At 70.3% G+C, this 16,037-nt stretch carries 16 protein-coding genes; 10 read left to right on the forward strand and 6 right to left on the reverse strand.

All coding sequences use genetic code 11. From position 1 onward, the window contains the following. Positions 1-102: 102 nt before the first annotated feature. Positions 103-309, forward strand: a complete 207-nt coding sequence (locus ACFXJ8_RS12720) for a hypothetical protein (RefSeq protein ID WP_379644002.1) — start codon at positions 103-105, stop codon at positions 307-309. Between the two features lie 91 nt (positions 310-400). On the opposite strand, the gene fbaA is transcribed toward ACFXJ8_RS12720, so the two are convergent. Then, positions 401-1,411 (reverse strand): class II fructose-bisphosphate aldolase, encoded by a 1,011-nt coding sequence (fbaA, locus tag ACFXJ8_RS12725; RefSeq protein WP_379644003.1) that lies wholly within the window; start codon positions 1,409-1,411, stop codon positions 401-403. 116 nt (positions 1,412-1,527) lie between these two features. On the opposite strand from fbaA, the gene ACFXJ8_RS12730 reads away from it, so the two are divergent. After that, positions 1,528-2,223 (forward strand): DedA family protein, encoded by a 696-nt coding sequence (locus ACFXJ8_RS12730; RefSeq protein WP_379644004.1) that lies wholly within the window; start codon positions 1,528-1,530, stop codon positions 2,221-2,223. Positions 2,224-2,266: 43 nt separating this feature from the next. After that, a complete protein-coding gene (locus tag ACFXJ8_RS12735; protein ID WP_379644005.1) occupies positions 2,267-2,707 on the forward strand; it encodes a hypothetical protein in 441 nt (146 codons plus the stop codon). Here ACFXJ8_RS12735 and ACFXJ8_RS12740 read toward each other — a convergent pair. After that, entirely contained in the window at positions 2,676-3,215 is a 540-nt protein-coding gene (locus tag ACFXJ8_RS12740; RefSeq protein ID WP_379644006.1) for an orotate phosphoribosyltransferase, read from the reverse strand. The two genes, ACFXJ8_RS12735 and ACFXJ8_RS12740, sit on opposite strands and share 32 nt — an antisense overlap. Positions 3,216-3,446: 231 nt before the next feature. Between ACFXJ8_RS12740 and ACFXJ8_RS12745 the strand changes: the two genes are divergently transcribed. Next, positions 3,447-5,792, forward strand: coding sequence for a sigma-70 family RNA polymerase sigma factor (locus ACFXJ8_RS12745; protein ID WP_379644007.1), 2,346 nt, complete (start codon positions 3,447-3,449; stop codon positions 5,790-5,792). A 173-nt stretch (positions 5,793-5,965) separates the two neighbouring features. Beyond that, positions 5,966-7,303 carry an NYN domain-containing protein gene (locus tag ACFXJ8_RS12750; RefSeq protein WP_379644064.1) on the forward strand — a complete coding sequence of 446 codons (1,338 nt, stop codon included), beginning with the start codon at positions 5,966-5,968 and terminating at the stop codon, positions 7,301-7,303. Positions 7,304-7,560: 257 nt separating this feature from the next. Here the strand turns inward: ACFXJ8_RS12750 and ACFXJ8_RS12755 are convergent, their stop codons facing one another. After that, positions 7,561-8,538, reverse strand: a complete 978-nt coding sequence (locus ACFXJ8_RS12755) for a CU044_5270 family protein (RefSeq protein ID WP_379644008.1) — start codon at positions 8,536-8,538, stop codon at positions 7,561-7,563. Continuing rightward, on the reverse strand, positions 8,531-9,121 hold the full coding sequence (locus tag ACFXJ8_RS12760) for an RNA polymerase sigma factor (RefSeq protein ID WP_379644009.1): 591 nt from the start codon (positions 9,119-9,121) through the stop codon (positions 8,531-8,533). Before ACFXJ8_RS12760 ends, ACFXJ8_RS12755 begins: the two co-directional genes overlap by 8 nt. Positions 9,122-9,458: 337 nt before the next feature. Between ACFXJ8_RS12760 and ACFXJ8_RS12765 the strand changes: the two genes are divergently transcribed. Beyond that, complete coding sequence (locus ACFXJ8_RS12765) at positions 9,459-9,782, forward strand: hypothetical protein (RefSeq protein WP_379644010.1); 324 nt, start codon at positions 9,459-9,461, stop codon at positions 9,780-9,782. A gap of 187 nt (positions 9,783-9,969) precedes the next feature. On the opposite strand, the gene ACFXJ8_RS12770 is transcribed toward ACFXJ8_RS12765, so the two are convergent. Next, the gene (locus ACFXJ8_RS12770; RefSeq protein WP_379644011.1) at positions 9,970-10,608 is read right to left on the reverse strand and encodes a hypothetical protein; all 639 of its coding nucleotides are present in this window, start codon (positions 10,606-10,608) and stop codon (positions 9,970-9,972) included. A gap of 379 nt (positions 10,609-10,987) precedes the next feature. Then, a complete protein-coding gene (locus tag ACFXJ8_RS12775) occupies positions 10,988-11,365 on the reverse strand; it encodes a winged helix-turn-helix transcriptional regulator (protein ID WP_379644012.1) in 378 nt (125 codons plus the stop codon). A 94-nt stretch (positions 11,366-11,459) separates the two neighbouring features. On the opposite strand from ACFXJ8_RS12775, the gene ACFXJ8_RS12780 reads away from it, so the two are divergent. The 4 genes from ACFXJ8_RS12780 (at position 11,460) to ACFXJ8_RS12795 (ending at position 16,025) form a co-directional block, all read left to right on the forward strand. Beyond that, positions 11,460-12,422 (forward strand): NADPH:quinone oxidoreductase family protein, encoded by a 963-nt coding sequence (locus ACFXJ8_RS12780; protein WP_379644013.1) that lies wholly within the window; start codon positions 11,460-11,462, stop codon positions 12,420-12,422. 185 nt (positions 12,423-12,607) lie between these two features. Continuing rightward, entirely contained in the window at positions 12,608-13,552 is a 945-nt protein-coding gene (locus ACFXJ8_RS12785) for a superoxide dismutase (protein WP_379644014.1), read from the forward strand. A gap of 224 nt (positions 13,553-13,776) precedes the next feature. Next, on the forward strand, positions 13,777-15,018 hold the full coding sequence (locus ACFXJ8_RS12790; RefSeq protein ID WP_379644015.1) for a serine hydrolase domain-containing protein: 1,242 nt from the start codon (positions 13,777-13,779) through the stop codon (positions 15,016-15,018). A gap of 26 nt (positions 15,019-15,044) precedes the next feature. Continuing rightward, positions 15,045-16,025, forward strand: coding sequence for a sigma-70 family RNA polymerase sigma factor (locus tag ACFXJ8_RS12795; RefSeq protein WP_379644016.1), 981 nt, complete (start codon positions 15,045-15,047; stop codon positions 16,023-16,025). Positions 16,026-16,037 lie beyond the last annotated feature (12 nt).

Genomic DNA, 16,037 nt, shown 5'->3' on the forward strand with positions numbered 1-16,037 from the left:
CGATAGCGGACGCATTCCGATGTATTAACCCCGGCCTTCATGATCGTCACCAAGCACGTATGAGTTTGGAGCGAGTGATGCCATCACGAATTGTGATCATTGGTGCGGGGTTCGCGGGCTACAACGCGGCGCGGTACCTCGCACGCCGCGACCGGCAACGACCGCCGACTGACCGCCGCCGCGGTGCTCGCGCTCGTTCTGGCGTCCGGCACCACCGCCGCCGAAGCCGCCATGGCCAAGCCGCCCAAGGACAAGGTCAAATCGGGGTTGAGCTACAACCACAACGAGACCGTCCTGGTTCGCGGCTGACAGCACCGGGGAGACGGGAGACCGACCTCGCCGCCCTGGGACCCAGGGCGGCGAGTCAGGGTTCAGCGTCAACCACCGAGGGCCGATCCGGTCAGAGCTTGGTTCCGGCCGACTTGAGGTCCTGGCAGGCCTGGACGATGCGGGCCGCCATGGCCGCCTCCGCCGACTTGCCGTACGAGCGGGGGTCGTAGGCCTTCTTGTTGCCGACGTCCCCGTCGACCTTCAGCACCCCGTCGTAGTTGCGGAACATGTGGTCCGCGATCGGCCGGGTGAACGCGTACTGCGTGTCGGTGTCGATGTTCATCTTCACCACGCCGTAGGAGATCGCCTCGTGGATCTCCTCGAGCAGCGACCCCGAGCCGCCGTGGAAGACCAGGTCGAACGGCTTGTCCTTGCCGTACTTGGCGCCGACGGCGTCCTGGATCTCCTTGAGCACCGGCGGGCGCAGCTTGACGTGACCCGGCTTGTAGACGCCGTGGACGTTGCCGAACGTCGCGGCGAGCATGTAGCGGCCCTGGTCGCCGATGCCGACGGCCTCGGCGGTGGCCAGCGCGTCCTCGGCGGTCGTGTACAGCTTCTCGTTGATCTCGCCGACGACGCCGTCCTCCTCGCCGCCGACGACGCCGATCTCCATCTCCATGATGATGTTCGCGCGGTGGCACTTCTCCAGCAGCTCGCGCGCGATCGACAGGTTCTCCTCCAGCGGTACGGCGGAGCCGTCCCACATGTGGGAGTTGAAGATGGGGTCGCCGCCGCGCTCAAGGGACAGCTCGATCAGCGGCCGCATGAAGCCGTCGAGCTTGTCCTTGGGGCAGTGGTCGGTGTGCAGCGCCACGGTCACGGGGTAGTTCTTGGCCACTACCCTCGCGTACTCGGCAAGCGCCACCGAGCCGGTCACCATGTCCTTGACGGAGGTGCCGGACAGGAACTCGGCGCCGCCGGTGGACACCTGGATGATGCCGTCGCTCTCGGCCTCGGCGAATCCGCGCAGGGCGGCGTTCAGGGTCTGCGATGAGGTCACGTTGATCGCCGGGTAGGCGAACCCGCCCGCTTTGGCCCGGTCGAGCATCTCGGCGTAGACCTCTGGAGTCGCGATAGGCATGGCTCATCTCCCTGGAAAGTATTCGGCTTCGCTTGCCCAGTATTCCTGGCTCCCTACCCGCTGGGGTAGTGACAACGCGCGCCCGTTGGAGGCCGCCTGACAGGTAGGCTCAGCCCGTGGAATCGATCCTGGACCTCGTGGACCCGCAATGGTGGCTCACCATGCTCGGCGCGTTCGCGACCATCGGCGTGCTCGCCATCATCTTCGCGGAGACGGGTCTGCTGGTCGGTTTTTTCCTACCGGGCGATTCGCTGCTGGTAGCTGCGGGCATCTTCAGCTCCGCGGCGGCGGCCAAGGGCATCGGCATCGCGCCGCTGTCGTTCCCCGTGCTGGTCATCGGCACACCGCTGTGCGCGGTGGCGGGGGCGCAGCTGGGGCATCTGATCGGCGCGAAGGTCGGGCGCAAGCTGTTCGACAAGCCTGATTCGCGGCTGTTCAAGCGCGAACACGTCGACAAGGCCGAGTACTACTTCGAGAAGTTCGGCCCCGCCAAGGCCGTGATCATCGCGCGGTTCGTGCCGATCGTCCGCACGTTCATGAACCCGGTCGCCGGAGTGCTGGAGATGCCCGCGCGCCGGTTCTTCCTGTGGAACGTGGTGGGCGGCGTGCTGTGGGTCGAGAGCATGCTGTTCATCGGCCACTTCCTCGGCAACCAGGTCGACCCCGACAAGATCGACAAGTACATCCTGCCCGGCGTCTTCCTCATCGTGCTGATCTCGGTGATCCCGATCATCATCGAGGTCGTGAAGAGCCGCAGGAACGGCGGCCACAAGGTCCCCCAGCCGCAGGGCAAACACCACCGCATTCCGTGATGCCGCTCGGAGGGCGGCCGGTGCGTTGGCTACCCTCCCCCTTGTGGGACGGCATCGATCCGATCCGATGGGGATGGCCCGCCTGGCCCTGATCGGCCTGGGGGCCGTCCTGCTGGTGGCTGCCGTCGTCGTCGGCGCCCGCGCGCTCATGGGCGTGCTGTCCGCCGCCGACCCCGCGCCCGTGGTGTCCGCGACGCCGAAGGCGTCGGCCACGGCGGCTGAGCGGGTGCCGACGCTCTCCGTCGTCTGCAGGGCGCAGACCTGCCCCTTGGTGCTCGTACGGGTGCCGGGCGGCGACGTTCTCAACGACCGTGACCTGTCCAGCGGCGAGGAGATCTCCTTCTTCGACGCCGAACTCGACGTCGCCGTCGAGGACGCGGGCACGGTCGACATCACCGTGAACGGCACGCCCCGCCCCACGGGCAAGGCGGGTCAGCGCGAGACGTTCTCCGTCACGCGTTCAGACCCAGATCCTCAAGGGTGAACGCGCTGAGATACTCGATGCCCTCCTCGGCCATCTTGCCCGCCGCGCCCCGCTCGACGATGGTGGCGACGGCGACCACATGGGCGCCCGCCTCGCGCGCCGCGGCGACCGCGGTCAGCGGGGAGCCGCCGGTGGTGGAGGTGTCCTCGACGATGAGGACCCTGCGGCCCTCGATGTCGGGGCCCTCGATCCTGCGCTGCATGCCGTGCGCCTTCTGCGCCTTGCGCACCACGAAAGCGTCGAGGGTACGGCCCCGCGCCGCGGCCGCGTGCAGCATCGCCCCGGCGACCGGGTCGGCGCCGAGCGTGAGACCGCCGACCGCGTCGTAGTCGAGGTCGGCCGTGAGGTCGAGCATGACCTTGCCGACGAGAGGCGCGGCCACCCCGTCGAGCGTGATCCGCCGCAGGTCGAGGTAGAAGTCGGCCTCCATTCCCGAGGAGAGCACGACCTTGCCGTGCACGACGGCCTTCTTCAGGATCTCGGCCAGCAGGTTCTCGCGGTCAGTCATGCCCCCAAGCTTAAAGTCGCCAGAGCGTCCCGACACCGCCCGGCCAGGACAACCCCACCGAGCCCCGCCCGACACCCCCGCCCGGCCGGAAAGCAGCGCTCCATCCGCCGCGCGGAAAGCGCCGCTCCTCCTCTCGAAGACGCCTCGCAGTCAAAGACAGCCTTCGGGGTTAGTCATGACGCGGAATGAGGAATGATTCTTTCGGCAACTCCAGGTAATCGTGAGGTCACTATGAGTGTCGAATCGCCGCAAAGCGATGCGAGCCTCCTCGAATCGGCTCGCACGGGCAACGCAACCGCCTTCGGGGAGCTCTGGGAGCGCCACGTCGGCGCCGCCCGCTCCCTTGCCCGGCAGATGGTCAGCGGCGAGGACGTGGTCGAGGACGTGGTCGCCGAATCCTTCACCAAGATCATCGACTTGGTCGGGCGTGGCGGCGGGCCGGAGGCGGCCTTCAGGCCGTACCTGCTGACCGTCGTGCGCCGTACGGTCTACGACAGGGGCCGCGTGGAGAGCCGCCAGGTGACCACCGACGAGATCGAGGTGTTCGACGCCGGAGTGCCGTTCGTCGATCCCGCGCTCAGCGGCCTGGAGAGGTCGCTGGTCGCCAGGGCGTTCCTGTCGCTGCCGGAGCGGTGGCGGCTGGTGTTGTGGCACACCGAGGTGGAGAACAGCAAGCCCGCCGACGTCGCCCCGATGCTCGGGCTGTCGGCCAACGGCGTGGCCGCGCTGGCCTACCGGGCCAGGGAGGGGCTGCGCCAGGCGTACCTGCAGATGCATCTGGCGGGCACGCCGCACCAGGGGTGCAGGCCGGTGCTCGGCAAGATGGGCGCCTACGTGCGGGGCGGGCTGGCCAGGCGCGACAGCAGGGCCGTCGACGAGCACATCGAAGACTGCGGCGAGTGCCGCGCGGTCTTCTTCGAGCTGGCCGACGTCAATCAGGGCCTGCGTGTCACCGTCGGCCCGTTGTTCGTCGGGCCGTTCTACGCGGCCTACGTGGCGGGCCTGGCCAAGGCGGGCACCACCGGCGGTCTGCTCTACGCGCTCGGCTGGATCAGGCGCGCGCCCAAGGGCCAGCAGGCCGCGGTCGCGGGCGGCATCACCGTGGCGGTCGCGGCGGCAGCCGTTCTCATGCTGGCCGCCAACGACAAGCCGCTGCCCAAGCCCCAAACGATGCCGACGGTCGTCCCGCAGCCGTCGCCTGCGCGGCCCGATCCCGAGCCCGAGCCCGCCAGGTCCCGGCCGAAACCCCGGCCCAGGCTGGTCCCGCCGCCCGTGGAAACGCCCTCCCCAGCCAAGCGGCCGGGCGAACCCCGGCTGCGCGCCTCGATCCATCCGCTCGGCGCGCTGGTCAAGGCCGAGCCGGGCATCGTCGCGGTACGGCTGCGCAACAACGGCAAGGCGGCCAGCGAGGAGCTCGTCGCGCTCGTCGACCTGCCCGAGGGCGTCACGCTGATCCCGACCCAGGCCAGGGGTGGCGCGGTCGGCACGGTCGAGCCCGTCGGCACGGTCGACGGCTGGTCGTGCGAGCCGGAGGGCCGGGGCGCCAGGTGCGTCAGGGGCCCGCTGGCCGCGGGCCGGGCGACGGCCGTCTTCCTGCGCGTCGAGGTGGCCGCCCACGCGCCCGAGGGGGCGGGCCCCGCCGTACGGATCTCGTCGGGCGAGGTCAGCGTGAACGCCAGCGCGAGCGCGGGCGTGAAGGCCGAGGGGGCGCCCGCGCGGTTCGCCACCGACGGCAAGGTCGTCGTCAAGGCGGTCGGCAACACGCTGCTGACCTGCCCGTCCGAGCGCGAAGGCTGCGGCGAGACGCGGCATCGTAGGGAGCACGGCAGGCGTGACAACGACCTGTGGCCGATGCGGGCCCTCGACACCGACGGCGTGGCCGTGACGAGGTCCTCCAGCAGCGCCAGGTTCGAGATGCCGGACGGCGGTAGCGTCGTCTGGGCGGGGCTCTACTGGTCGGGCAGCGTGCGGCGGGCGGGCCCGATCAGGTTCAGGGCGGCGGGGTCCACGCGATACCGCACGATCCTGCCCGACCGGGTCGTGGAGCGGGAGCTGCCCTCGGGGTCCGGCTACCAGGCCTTCGCCGACGTGACAGAGCTGGTCAGCGACTCCAACCGCAAGGGGACGTGGTGGGCGGCCGACGCGCCGATGCAGGAAGGGGTCTCCGAGCACGCCGGATGGAGCCTGGTGGTGATCGCGACCGACCCGCGCAGGCCGTACAGCCAGGCGGTGGTCCTCGACGCGGCCACCGTCGTCGGCGGCGAGCAGCCCAGCCTCGACCTGCCGCTCGGCGGGCTGATCCCGGCGGCCAGCCCCGCCGACATCGAGCTGGTGACCTGGGAGGGCGACGCCGACCTGCGCGGAGACAGGGTGTCGGCGGGCGTCTCCGCGGGAGGCGACCGCGACGCGGGCAACGTCTTCGACAGCTCCTCGAACGGCGCGGCGGGGATGACGTTCGGCGTGGACGTCGACTCGTTCACCGCCACGCTGGCGGACCGGCCGACGCTGAAGATCTCCACAAAACGCGACGTCGTGCTGTTCGGTGTGGCGGCCGTCAGCGTGCCCGCTCGCTCGTGACCGAGAACAGGACAAACTGGTACGGTCTGCGTGAATCTACTGGCGTCCCGCCGATTCGCCGGGATTCACCCTCGAACGATCAGATGCTTCATTACCCTGAGAGAGGGCCGCCGAGTCCGGCTCTGGCGGTGCGGAGCCGGTAGAGGTCGGGCCTGGAGAAAGGGGCGGTGTCAGTGGATCGCTGCGCGCTGTTCGTCGACGCTGGCTATCTGCTGGCCGACGGCGCGATGGCCGTGCATGGGACCCGCCATCGCGAAGCCGTCTCGTGGGACTATCCGGGTCTGCTGCAGCTGATGAGCAACCTGTCGCGCGAGCGCACGGGCCTGCCGCTGCTGCGCTGCTACTGGTACGAGGCGACCATCGAGGGCAGGCGCACGCCCGAGCACGACGTGCTCGCCGACCTGCCGGGGCTCAAGCTCCGCCTGTCACGCATCAGGCCGGGCCGCCGCGAAGGCGTCGACGCGCAGGTCCACCGCGACCTGATGACGCTGGCCCGCAACAGCGCGATCTGCGACGCGGTCGTCGTCAGCGGCGACGAGGACCTGGCCCAGGTGGTCTGCGACGCGCAGGACCTCGGCATCCGCGTCACCGTCGTCCACATCGCCGCCGACGGCAGCTGGGCGGTGTCGCGGTCGCTGCGCCAGGAGAGCGACGACCTCATCGAGATCGGCGGCGGCCACCTGCGGCCCTACGTGACCCTCGTCTCCGGCTCCATCGAGGCCGGCAACGGGGCTTCTGTCGGGGCTGTTGTCGCGGGCTCCGCCGGGGCGCAGTCTGTGAGCAACGGCCAGGCCGCCCACGCGCTGCCCCCGAGCCCGCCGCTGACCCCGTCGCCGACACCGCTCGCGCAGCCGACGTCACCGTTGGTCCAGCCGTCCCTGCCATCGGTCCAGTCCGGCAACCACGCCGCCCACCTGGCCAACGCGCCCACGCAGAGCCAGCCGCTGCCGCCCGTCACCCCGACGCCGCCCGCGCCCAGCCGGGCCCAGGCCCCGCCCGCGCTGCCCGCCTACCCGAGCTACCAGCCGGAGCCGTCCTCCGTGCCGCAGCAGCCGTCCCTCCCTCCGCAGCCCACGCCCCTGCCGCCCACCCCCTCGCAGCCCCCCGCCGCGCCGACCGTCTCCCACAGCCCGACGGGGCCGATGCAGAGCACCAGCCAGTTCCCCTCGCCCGCCAGCGGCGGCACCTACCAGCCCGCGCAGCTCGGCCCCTACACCGGCCCCCAGCCCGCGCCCGTCGCCGCCGCGCCCGCGTCCGGCGGTGCGACGACCCTGGCCGACGCGGTCAAGGCGGCCCACAAGGAGGGGCACGACTTCGGCGAGTCGGTCGCCCGCGACGCCCCGGCGCTGTGGCTGGAAGCGGTGCTGGCCCGCAAACCCCGCATGCCCTCCGACCTGGAGGCGCGGCTGCTGCAGGGGTCGTCGCTGCCGATCGACTTCCTGCTCCACGACGAGGTACGGCACGCCCTGCGCCGCGGCTTCTGGGACGCCCTGGAACGCGCCCGCCGATAAAGGCATCGACTTCGGGCCAGGACGCGCTGCGCGCGTGAGGCCTCAGGCTGTGTCCAGTGGGGGCGTGGCCCCCACGCCCCGCTTCAACGGCATCGCCCTCGCTTCGCTCGGACAGCGCTCCCTTGGGCTTCGCCCAGGCGAGGGGCTCCGCCCCTCCCGCACCCGGACCGCTTGACCGCCTGGATCGACAAGCTCGTAGGGCGATGAGGACATGGAAACGCCATGCTTCGTCGGCTTCCCGCCCCTGCGGTGAGCACTCAGCCCCGCTGGCCGGGACGATCGACGATCACTGACGACAGTAGAGTCGTGCTCCACACCGCGCCCTTGCGGAAAGCGGGCTCGCTGCGGCCGGGCGGAAACTCGTCACGCAGCCAGACCCTCTGCTGGCCCAGGTAGCGGTAGGTGCCCGGGTCGAGGATGACGTAGTCACGGGCGGATCGGTCGATGGCGCTTTCCAGCCAGATGCCCAGGCCGCTACGACCTGCGGCGTCTGTCACGCCCTGCTCGATCTGGACGCCGGGAATGAGTGCCAGGGCGCGATACATGGCCGCTTCCAGCCGGGGCGGCATCGTGCCGTACCTACTCAGGTAGAGCATGATCACCCGGAAAGCGCGGGCGTTGGCGGGTTCGGCGCGCTTGGGAACGCCCTCCTCGCGTGCCCCCACGATCCAGTGGCGGTCACCTGTGACCTTGACCAGCAGCTTCCTCGGGTCGGTCGGCAGCTCGCGGAGCTTGGCGTCGTACTGTTGCGGCGTCAGATCGTCATCGCCCGGATCCCGGGGATCGCCCTCGGGGCCGACGACCAGCTCGCCGTCCTCGCCGAAGCTGGCGGCCTGCATTCCGTCGTAGCGCATCCAGTGTTCGTGGGTCTCGATTGTGTCCGAGTTCGGCTGCTTGTCCAGGGTCTTGGTGTAGTGCCACTGCGTCGGCAGGGGCACCTGAGCGCTCCTGCGCTTGCCCGCCACCTCGGCGGCGCGGGCCAGCACCACGCTGGAGTCGAGCCGTACGACCGACGGCGTGCTCTCCGGACCCGGCGCGGGCGGTTGCGGCCGCAAGGTGGCCACAGCGAGCGCGGCGGTGGCCCCCAGCGCCCCGACGACGAGCAGGCGACGCCCCAGCGTCCGCCCTCGCCCCCGGATTCGCGTCAGCAGCCGCCTACGCCCCGAGATGATCCACTCATGGCCGGGTTCGGGGACCTCAGCGCGCCACTCGCGCAACGATCGCAGGTCATCCATCGAAAGACTCCTCTCGGGTTGCCGCGGGGTCAGATCCGCCGAGCGCCTGTCTTGTCCTGGCCCTGGCCCGGTGCAGGCGGGATCTGACGGTGCCGACCGGGATGTCCAGTGCACGGGCTACGTCCTCGTACGACATGTCGGCCCAGGCCACGAGTAACAGCACCTCCCGGTCGCCGGGTGAGAGTTGCGCCAGCGCCGTCGCCAGCCCGACCTGCTGGGCAGCGACCCGATCGTCGACGCGCTCGGCGTACGGCTCGGCGATCTCGTCGACGCCGCTGCGGATCAGCGCCCGGTAGAACCGGATCTCCACCCGCCGATGCCGACTGATGAGCCGGGCGGTGATGCCGTACAGCCAAGGCCGCGCGTCGGGATGACTCGCGTCGTAGCGGTCGCGGCGCCGAAAAGCGGTCAGGAAGGCGTCGGAGACGATGTCGTCGGCCAGGGAGGGGCCCAGCCGCCGGGCCACATAGCGGCGCATCGCAGGCGCGTGCCGATCGAAGAGGTCGGCGAAGGCCTCCGGGTCGCGCTGCGAGCGCCGTATCAGCTCGGCGTCGTCGGTTCGGCCGAATTCTTCGGCGATCACATGGTGCTCCCGTCCGTACGCATTGGTTCGTCGGCTTTCGCCCGTACGGCCGACGCGAGTTCACGTTATGGGATGTGATCTGCGTCACATGGGGGCCGGTCGCGCCGGCGCCGAACCGCGCGCCACGGCGAGAGCCTGACCTCAGCGCCGAGGACGTCGACCCGTTTCGCCCGTCTCACCCCTCAGGAACTGCAGGTGGTACGGCCGTCCGCCGCGGGCCTGAGTAGCAGGGACCTCGGTGCCCAGCTTCTCAATGCGTTCATCCGCACCACAGGCCGGCGGTCATTTACAATGCGGCCGAACGTGATCTTAGGTATGAAGTCAGGAAAGGCGACAGATGTCGATCATAAGGCGTACGGCGGGCACGCTTCTTGTCGGAGCCCTCACCATCGTGGGGCTGGGAACCGGGATCACCGCCGCTTCGGCGGGCGCGAGCGCTGCCCCGTGCACCGGTAAGACCGGCCTGCACATCACGGCGAAAGGCGAGAACAGCGAAGGGAAGGCCTGGGCGGATGTCCTCAACTGCGGCAGCACGGACCTCGTGACACTCGACATCTCGTGGGGGCCGGATCCGTTGTGCCGGGAGATCCGTAACGGAGTCAACGCGAGGATCACTGCCCCCACCGCCGTCGGCAGCGTCAGGAAAGCGAAGTACTGCTGATCGGAAGCTGATCACTCACCACCCGGAGGCCGACACAGCCCGGCTCACCGCATAAGCAGCAGGAATGAGCCGACCGGCCCGCCTGCTGCTCCACGGCCGCGACGTCGGGAGAGGCGATCGTCCGTTTGCACCGCGCCGCCAGAGCGTGGTGCATTCGGCTCCTCCGGCCGTACAGACCAGCGGGCCTTTACGGTCGGCGGGCGAGGATCTCTTTGACCCTGCTGTACCGCTCGACCATGGCGGCCAAGCCGCCGTCGATGAAGCCGAGGCATTCCAGAATCGCATCGTGGTCGGCCACCAGGTGGCGGTGATGGATCGGCCCGTGGTGGGCGATCTTGTTGCGGAACACGCGCAGGTAGTCGGCCTTGCGATGCAGTTCCCGTCGAGGTCCCCGATACTGCGGAAACGCCTGGTACAGGCCTGGCCGCCACAGCCGCTGGTCGTAATTGTTGCCGCGCCCGAGCAGGGATACGTAGAAGCCGAACGACAGCTCTTCTGTGATCAGCTGCGGGTCGGCGGGCAGGCCGGTGCGCTGGATCTGCTGCGCGGCCTCGCGGATCCTCTGGCGGGCTCCGTAGGTAAGGTCGATTCGGGGGTGGGCCCACCAGTCCGCGCGCCCGAACATGGTGACCAGCCGACTGGTCATGACGCTGCGCATGGAGATTTCCAGGTACTGCAGCGGCCCGTAGAACGCCTCGCTGATCTCGGTGTTCCAGCAGTGCAGGCGCAAAGCGGCCACGGGATCGCCCGCGCAGCGCGCCTCGTACTCGGCCATGCGTACCGGGGGGAGGATGTCCCTCAGCCGCCTGGCTTCGGCTTCCTGCATCGTGGCGTCCTTCCAACCAGCGTGGTACGGTCAACTCATAAGCCCCGGTTTTGCCTCTGCTCCGCACGCAGCCGGGGCACAGCCTTGTCTAGCCATCCTCGAGACTCGGCGTCATCCTCTCAGCCGTCCGGCAATGACACCTCGCGAAGCAAAAGGTTGTGCCCGCTCAGCAGCACCTGCGAGGGAAGCCCAGGCGGCGGTCTGCGCGATGCTGCTGGGACTGGCGAGGTGCCGCCCGGACAGCCATTCGGTGGAGGGGAAAGTCACGCGGGCCCGCCGTATCCAGACTAGGGCTTGCCCGAGTCGATGAACCGCGAACCACCAGACCCGACCGCAAGGTCGGGAGTGGGAATCCCTCGCCTTCATTCAGCCAGGCCCGTTACCGAACAGCGAGCGCATCGTCGCTTTCCTGAGCGGCCAGCACAGCCTCGCCGTTCTGCTCGGCCCAACGGCTGAGCACGCTGACCGGCTCCAGCGCCGACTGCCCGAGCTCGGTGAGCGCGTATTCGACGCGCGGGGGTGCCTCGGCGAACGCCTGCCGCCGCACCAGCCCGTGATGCTGGAGCCTGCGCAAGGTCTGGGTGAGCACCTTCGAGCTGATGCCACCGATGAAAGCCCTGAGTTCGCCGTGGCGGCGCGGGCCGCTGCCGAGGGCCTTGATGACCACGATCGACCATTTGTCGCTGAAGATCTCGACGGCGAGCCTGACGGGGCAGTCCGCAATGAAGAAGTCACCTGGCCGGCTGAAGGCACCCATGGTACGTAAGGTACCTTCCGGTTCCTATCGGTTCTCTAGCGTGGGCAGGGCCGCGGCGATCAACCCACCCGATCACGAACCGAGGAGACCTGCCATGCGTGTCCTTGCCGCCCGCCACTACGGCGGCCCCGAGCAGCTCCGGCTGCTCGACCTGCCTGACCCCGCACTGGGGCCGGGACAGGTCCGCGTGGACGTCGCCGCCATCGGGCTGAACTTCGCCGAGCTCGTCCAGCTCTCCGGCGACTTCCAGATCCCCGCGCCCGACCCGCTCGTGCCCGGCTTCGAGCTGGCCGGCACTGTCGCTGAGGTCGCGCCCGACGTGCCGGGGCTCGCCCCGGGCCAGCGGGTCATGGCGCTGGTCAGCTGGGGCGCGTACACCGACCGGCTCGTCGTCGACGCCGCTCACGTGCTGCCCGTTCCCGACTCCATGGACGACCTGACCGCCGCCGCCTTCCCCGTCGCCTACGCCACCGCGCACGTCTCGCTGCTGCACCGCGGCAGGCTGGAGAAGGGCGAGACGGTCGTGGTCACCGGGGCGACCGGCAACGTGGGGGAGGCGGCGCTGCAGGTGGCCCGCGCCGCGGGTGCGCGGGTCATCGCGGTCGACCGCTCCGGCACGCTGCCGCCGACCGCGGCCGACCACGTCCTGCCGCCCACGGGCCTCGCCCGGGCGATGCGGGAACTGACGGGCGGGCGCGGCGCCGACCTCGCCCTCGATCTCGTCGGCGGCGCGCTCACCGCCGAGCTGCTCGACGGCCTGGCCTGGGAGGGGCGGCTCGTCACCACCGGCTTCGCCAGCGGCTCCATCCCGGAGGTCAGCCTGCTCGACGTCCTCGTTCGGAACGTCGCGATCATCGGTGAGGACATCGCCGGCTACGCCAGCCGCGACATCACGACCGCCGTCCTGGCCTTGGAGCAGTGCCTGAGCTGGTACGCCGAGGGGCTCGTGACGCCGCGCACCCCTGTCCGCCACCCCGTCACGGACCTCGCCGCCGCACTCGGCTCCATCGCCGACGGTACGGCCCGGCACAAGCTCGCCGTAGACCTCAGCGAGTAACGCCCGGCCACCCGGTGAGCGTGGCACAACCAGAAAGCGTGCTCCGAGAGCCGTTCCCTGCTGGATGACGACGAGCTACTCGGGTGAGCACCGTGCATGGGCGGATGCGCGTGACGGACACTCCGGCGCGCCAAGAAGCAACGGCACTCGATGGTGCCTGCACAGACCTAGAAAGAGGGCATCAGATGATGCGACCGATCAGAGGCCTCGGTGCGACTCTCGCCGCACTCACCCTGGCCATCATCATGGGCGGTTCCGCCGGAGCGACCTCGGACCGGCCGCCAGGGAAGTTTCCGACGTCAATCTCGTTGCCCGACGGCTTCCGGCCCGAGGGCATCGCCATCGGACCCGGTCCGTTCGCCTTCATCGGCTCCATGGCCGACGGCTCCATCTACCGCGCCGACCTGCGCACCGGACGTGGCGCGATCATCAGCCGCGGCCCCGGCACGCCGTCCCTCGGGATGAAGATCGACCCGCGCGGACGGCTGTTCGTGGCGGGCGGCACGGGCGGTGACGCGCGCGTCGTCGACTCCCGCACCGGCCGGGTGCTGGCCTCCTACCGGCTGGCGAGCGGCCCATCGTTCGTCAACGACGTCATCCTCACCAAGGGCGCCGCGTGGTTCACCGACTCCACCAAGCCGGTGCTCTACAAGCTGCCACTGCGCGGCGGACGGCTGCCCGCCGCCGCGGTGCGGATCCCGCTCACCGGGGATCTGGTGTACGGCAAGGGCTTCAACGCCAACGGCATCACGCCGACTCCGGACGGCCGGGGCCTGCTCGTCGTGCAGTCGAACACCGGCGGACTGTTCCGCGTCGACCCGTCCGGCCGGACCCGCCGGGTGAACCTGCACGGCGAGTCACTGCCGGATGGCGACGGCATGTTGCTGCACGGCCGGACGCTGTTCGCGGTGGAGAACGGCGTCCAGAACAGGCGCAGCGCCATGGCCGTCCTGCGGCTGAACGAGGCGGGGACCGACGGCCGCGTCGTGCGGCGGGTGAGTGATCGCCGGTTCGACGTACCGGCGACCGTGGCCGCCTTCGAGGACCGGCTGTACCTCCCCAACGCCCGCTTCAACACCACCCCGACCCCGACCACCTCGTACACCGCCGTCGCCATCCCCCGCCCCTGAACGATGACGACGTCGGGGCACGCCTCTTCGGGGAAGGCGAAGCTGACGATGCTGGGACACAGCGTCCACCGGCGGGCGACCGGGGGCGGTCCGGCGGGGTTGTCCTGATGCGCGGTCAGGGTCGGTTCGGGGTCGGGCCGGGGATGATCCCCCTCGAAGCGGACGGGCCGGGCCGACAGACTCGAAGGGACTTGATCACCGCTTTCCGAGTGGAGTTTCCCCCAATGCGTCGTTCCTCTGCCCTGTCCCTGGCCGCCGCCGCCGTTGTGGCGCTCGGCGTTGTCGCCCCGGCGCAGGCCGCCATTGCTGGGCCCGCCGCTGCCGGGACCGCCCCCGCTGGTCCTGCCACTGCCGGGTCTGCCACGGGCCTGGACCGTGCCGCGCTGCGTGAGGCGATCAGGGTGCGCCCGGAGGACGGTGTCGCCGGTGTCGTGGCCGAGGTGCACAAGGGCGGGCAGAGGTGGCTGGGCACGTCCGGGGACGTGGTCACCGGCAAGCGCGTCAGCCGTGGTGCGCACTTCCAGATCGGCAGCATCAGCAAGCCCATGGAGGCGGTGATCCTGCTCCAGCTGTCGGCCGAGGGCCGGGTCGATCTGGACCAGAGTGTGCAGCACTACCTGCCCGGGCTGCTGCCGGAGGAGCGGTTCACCGACCCGATCAGCGTGCGGCAGCTGCTCAACCACACCAGCGGCCTGCCCCACGACCTGGAGGGCGCCCCGGCCTCCTCCACGGATGAGGAGATCGAGCGCCGTCTTGACTATGTCACCTTCGACGAGGTGATCCGGCAGACGCTCCACCCGGAGGGCCGGCCGGCTCCCGGCCCGCGCTTCCGCCCCGGCACCCGGCAGGAGTACAACTCCTTCGGCTACCGCGTGGCCGGCAAGCTCATCGAGGAGATCACCGGGCATTCCTACCAGCACGAGGTGAGCGTCCGCATCCTGAAGCCGCTGAAGATGCGCCAGAGCAGGCCCACGGTGCCGGGCCGTGCCACGGGCGTGCCCCGGCCGTACCTGCCCGGCTACCTGGACAGGAGCAACGGCGAGCTGGTCGACGTGAACGTGCAGGGCGGGCTGCCGGCCAGCATGACCTCCACCACGGGCGATCTGGACCGGTTCATCTCCGGTCTGTTCGACGGCCGGCTGCTGCGTCCGGCGCAGGCGGCCGAGCTGTTCGCCGTGCCGAAGGGCGCCGACGGCAAGCCGCTGCCGTACGCCGACGGCTCCGACTGCAACGTCGGTCCGGCCAAGGGTACGGCCTGCTACAGCGTCGGCCTGAAGTACGTGCCGCTGCCCGACGGCTCGCTGCTGTGGGGCAAGACGGGCTCCGAGCCGGGTTACCGCAGCGGCGTGTTCGCCACTCGTGACCTCACCCTGCGCGCGGTCTACTCGATGGGCACCTCGTCCTTCCGCAGCAACGGCGCCTTGACAGTGGCTCAGCGCCTGACCATGGCCGCCTTGGGCAACTGAAAGGGCCGCTGGTTAGGCTGACCAGCGTGGACGCAGAACTGCTGGCCGCCGCGCGGTCCGGCGACGGTGACGCGTTCGGCCGGTTGGTCGGGCCGTTGCGCGACGAGCTGCGCGCGCACTGCTACCGGATGCTCGGGTCCGTTCACGACGCGGAGGACGCCGTCCAGGAGACGCTGGACCGGGCCTGGCGTGGCCTGGGCCGGTTCGAGGACCGCGGATCGATCAGGCCATGGCTGTACAAGATCGCCACGAACAGGTCGCTGACGCTCATCGAGCGGCGCGGGCGGCGCGAGCTGCCCACCGATCTGAGCCCTGAGGGCGCCCCGCTGGCGGAGACCGCGTGGCTCGAGCCGTACCCGGAACGATGGATGAGCTGGACGGCGGAGCTGAGCCCCGAGGACCGCACGGTGGCGAAGGAGAGCGTGGAGCTGGCGTTCGTGGCCGCGCTGCAGCATCTGTCGGCGCTGCAGCGAGCCGTCCTGCTCCTGCGTGACGTGCTCGGATTCGCCGCCGGTGAGGCGGCCGAGCTCCTGGAGACGACGGTCGCGGCGGTCAACAGCGCACTGCAGCGGGCCAGGAGAGTGCTCGCCGAGCTGCTGCCCGAGGCCACCCAGCGGCGGACGCTGCAAACGCTGGGTGAGCCGGCGCAGCGCGAGCTGGTCCATCGGTATCAGCAGGCGTGGGAGGCCGGCGACGTCGAGGCCATCGTGGCGATGCTGACAGAGGACGCGAAGTTCTCCATGCCGCCGATGACGGCCTGGTTCGAGGGGCACGAGGGCATCAGGGGTTTCCTGCTCGACGGACCGCTCAAGTGGCGCTGGCGCTTCCTGCCGACGACGGCGAACGGCCAGCTCGCGTTCGGCACGTACCTGTGGGACGGCGAGCGCGGCGCCTATGTCCCTGGAGGGCTGGACCTGCTGGTGCTGCGCGGGTCGCGGGTGGCCGAAGTGGTCTCGTTCCTGGAGGCCGACTTCGCGCTGTTCGGATTGCCGGAGCAACTGCGATGAGTTCGGCGCGCC

It is taken from the genome of Nonomuraea sp. NPDC059194, from assembly GCF_042754765.1.
Lineage (GTDB): Bacteria > Actinomycetota > Actinomycetes > Streptosporangiales > Streptosporangiaceae > Nonomuraea.

What these genes read in the sequence shown, in the direction of transcription:
- fbaA (WP_379644003.1), bottom strand. Translation starts at nt 1,411, where the DNA reads ATGCCTATCGCGACTCCAGAGGTCTACGCCGAGATGCTCGACCGGGCC.
- ACFXJ8_RS12740 (WP_379644006.1), bottom strand. Translation starts at nt 3,215, where the DNA reads ATGACTGACCGCGAGAACCTGCTGGCCGAGATCCTGAAGAAGGCCGTC.
- ACFXJ8_RS12745 (WP_379644007.1), top strand. Translation starts at nt 3,447, where the DNA reads ATGAGTGTCGAATCGCCGCAAAGCGATGCGAGCCTCCTCGAATCGGCT.
- ACFXJ8_RS12755 (WP_379644008.1), bottom strand. Translation starts at nt 8,538, where the DNA reads ATGGATGACCTGCGATCGTTGCGCGAGTGGCGCGCTGAGGTCCCCGAA.
- ACFXJ8_RS12765 (WP_379644010.1), top strand. Translation starts at nt 9,459, where the DNA reads ATGTCGATCATAAGGCGTACGGCGGGCACGCTTCTTGTCGGAGCCCTC.
- ACFXJ8_RS12770 (WP_379644011.1), bottom strand. Translation starts at nt 10,608, where the DNA reads ATGCAGGAAGCCGAAGCCAGGCGGCTGAGGGACATCCTCCCCCCGGTA.
- ACFXJ8_RS12775 (WP_379644012.1), bottom strand. Translation starts at nt 11,365, where the DNA reads ATGGGTGCCTTCAGCCGGCCAGGTGACTTCTTCATTGCGGACTGCCCC.
- ACFXJ8_RS12780 (WP_379644013.1), top strand. Translation starts at nt 11,460, where the DNA reads ATGCGTGTCCTTGCCGCCCGCCACTACGGCGGCCCCGAGCAGCTCCGG.
- ACFXJ8_RS12785 (WP_379644014.1), top strand. Translation starts at nt 12,608, where the DNA reads ATGATGCGACCGATCAGAGGCCTCGGTGCGACTCTCGCCGCACTCACC.
- ACFXJ8_RS12790 (WP_379644015.1), top strand. Translation starts at nt 13,777, where the DNA reads ATGCGTCGTTCCTCTGCCCTGTCCCTGGCCGCCGCCGCCGTTGTGGCG.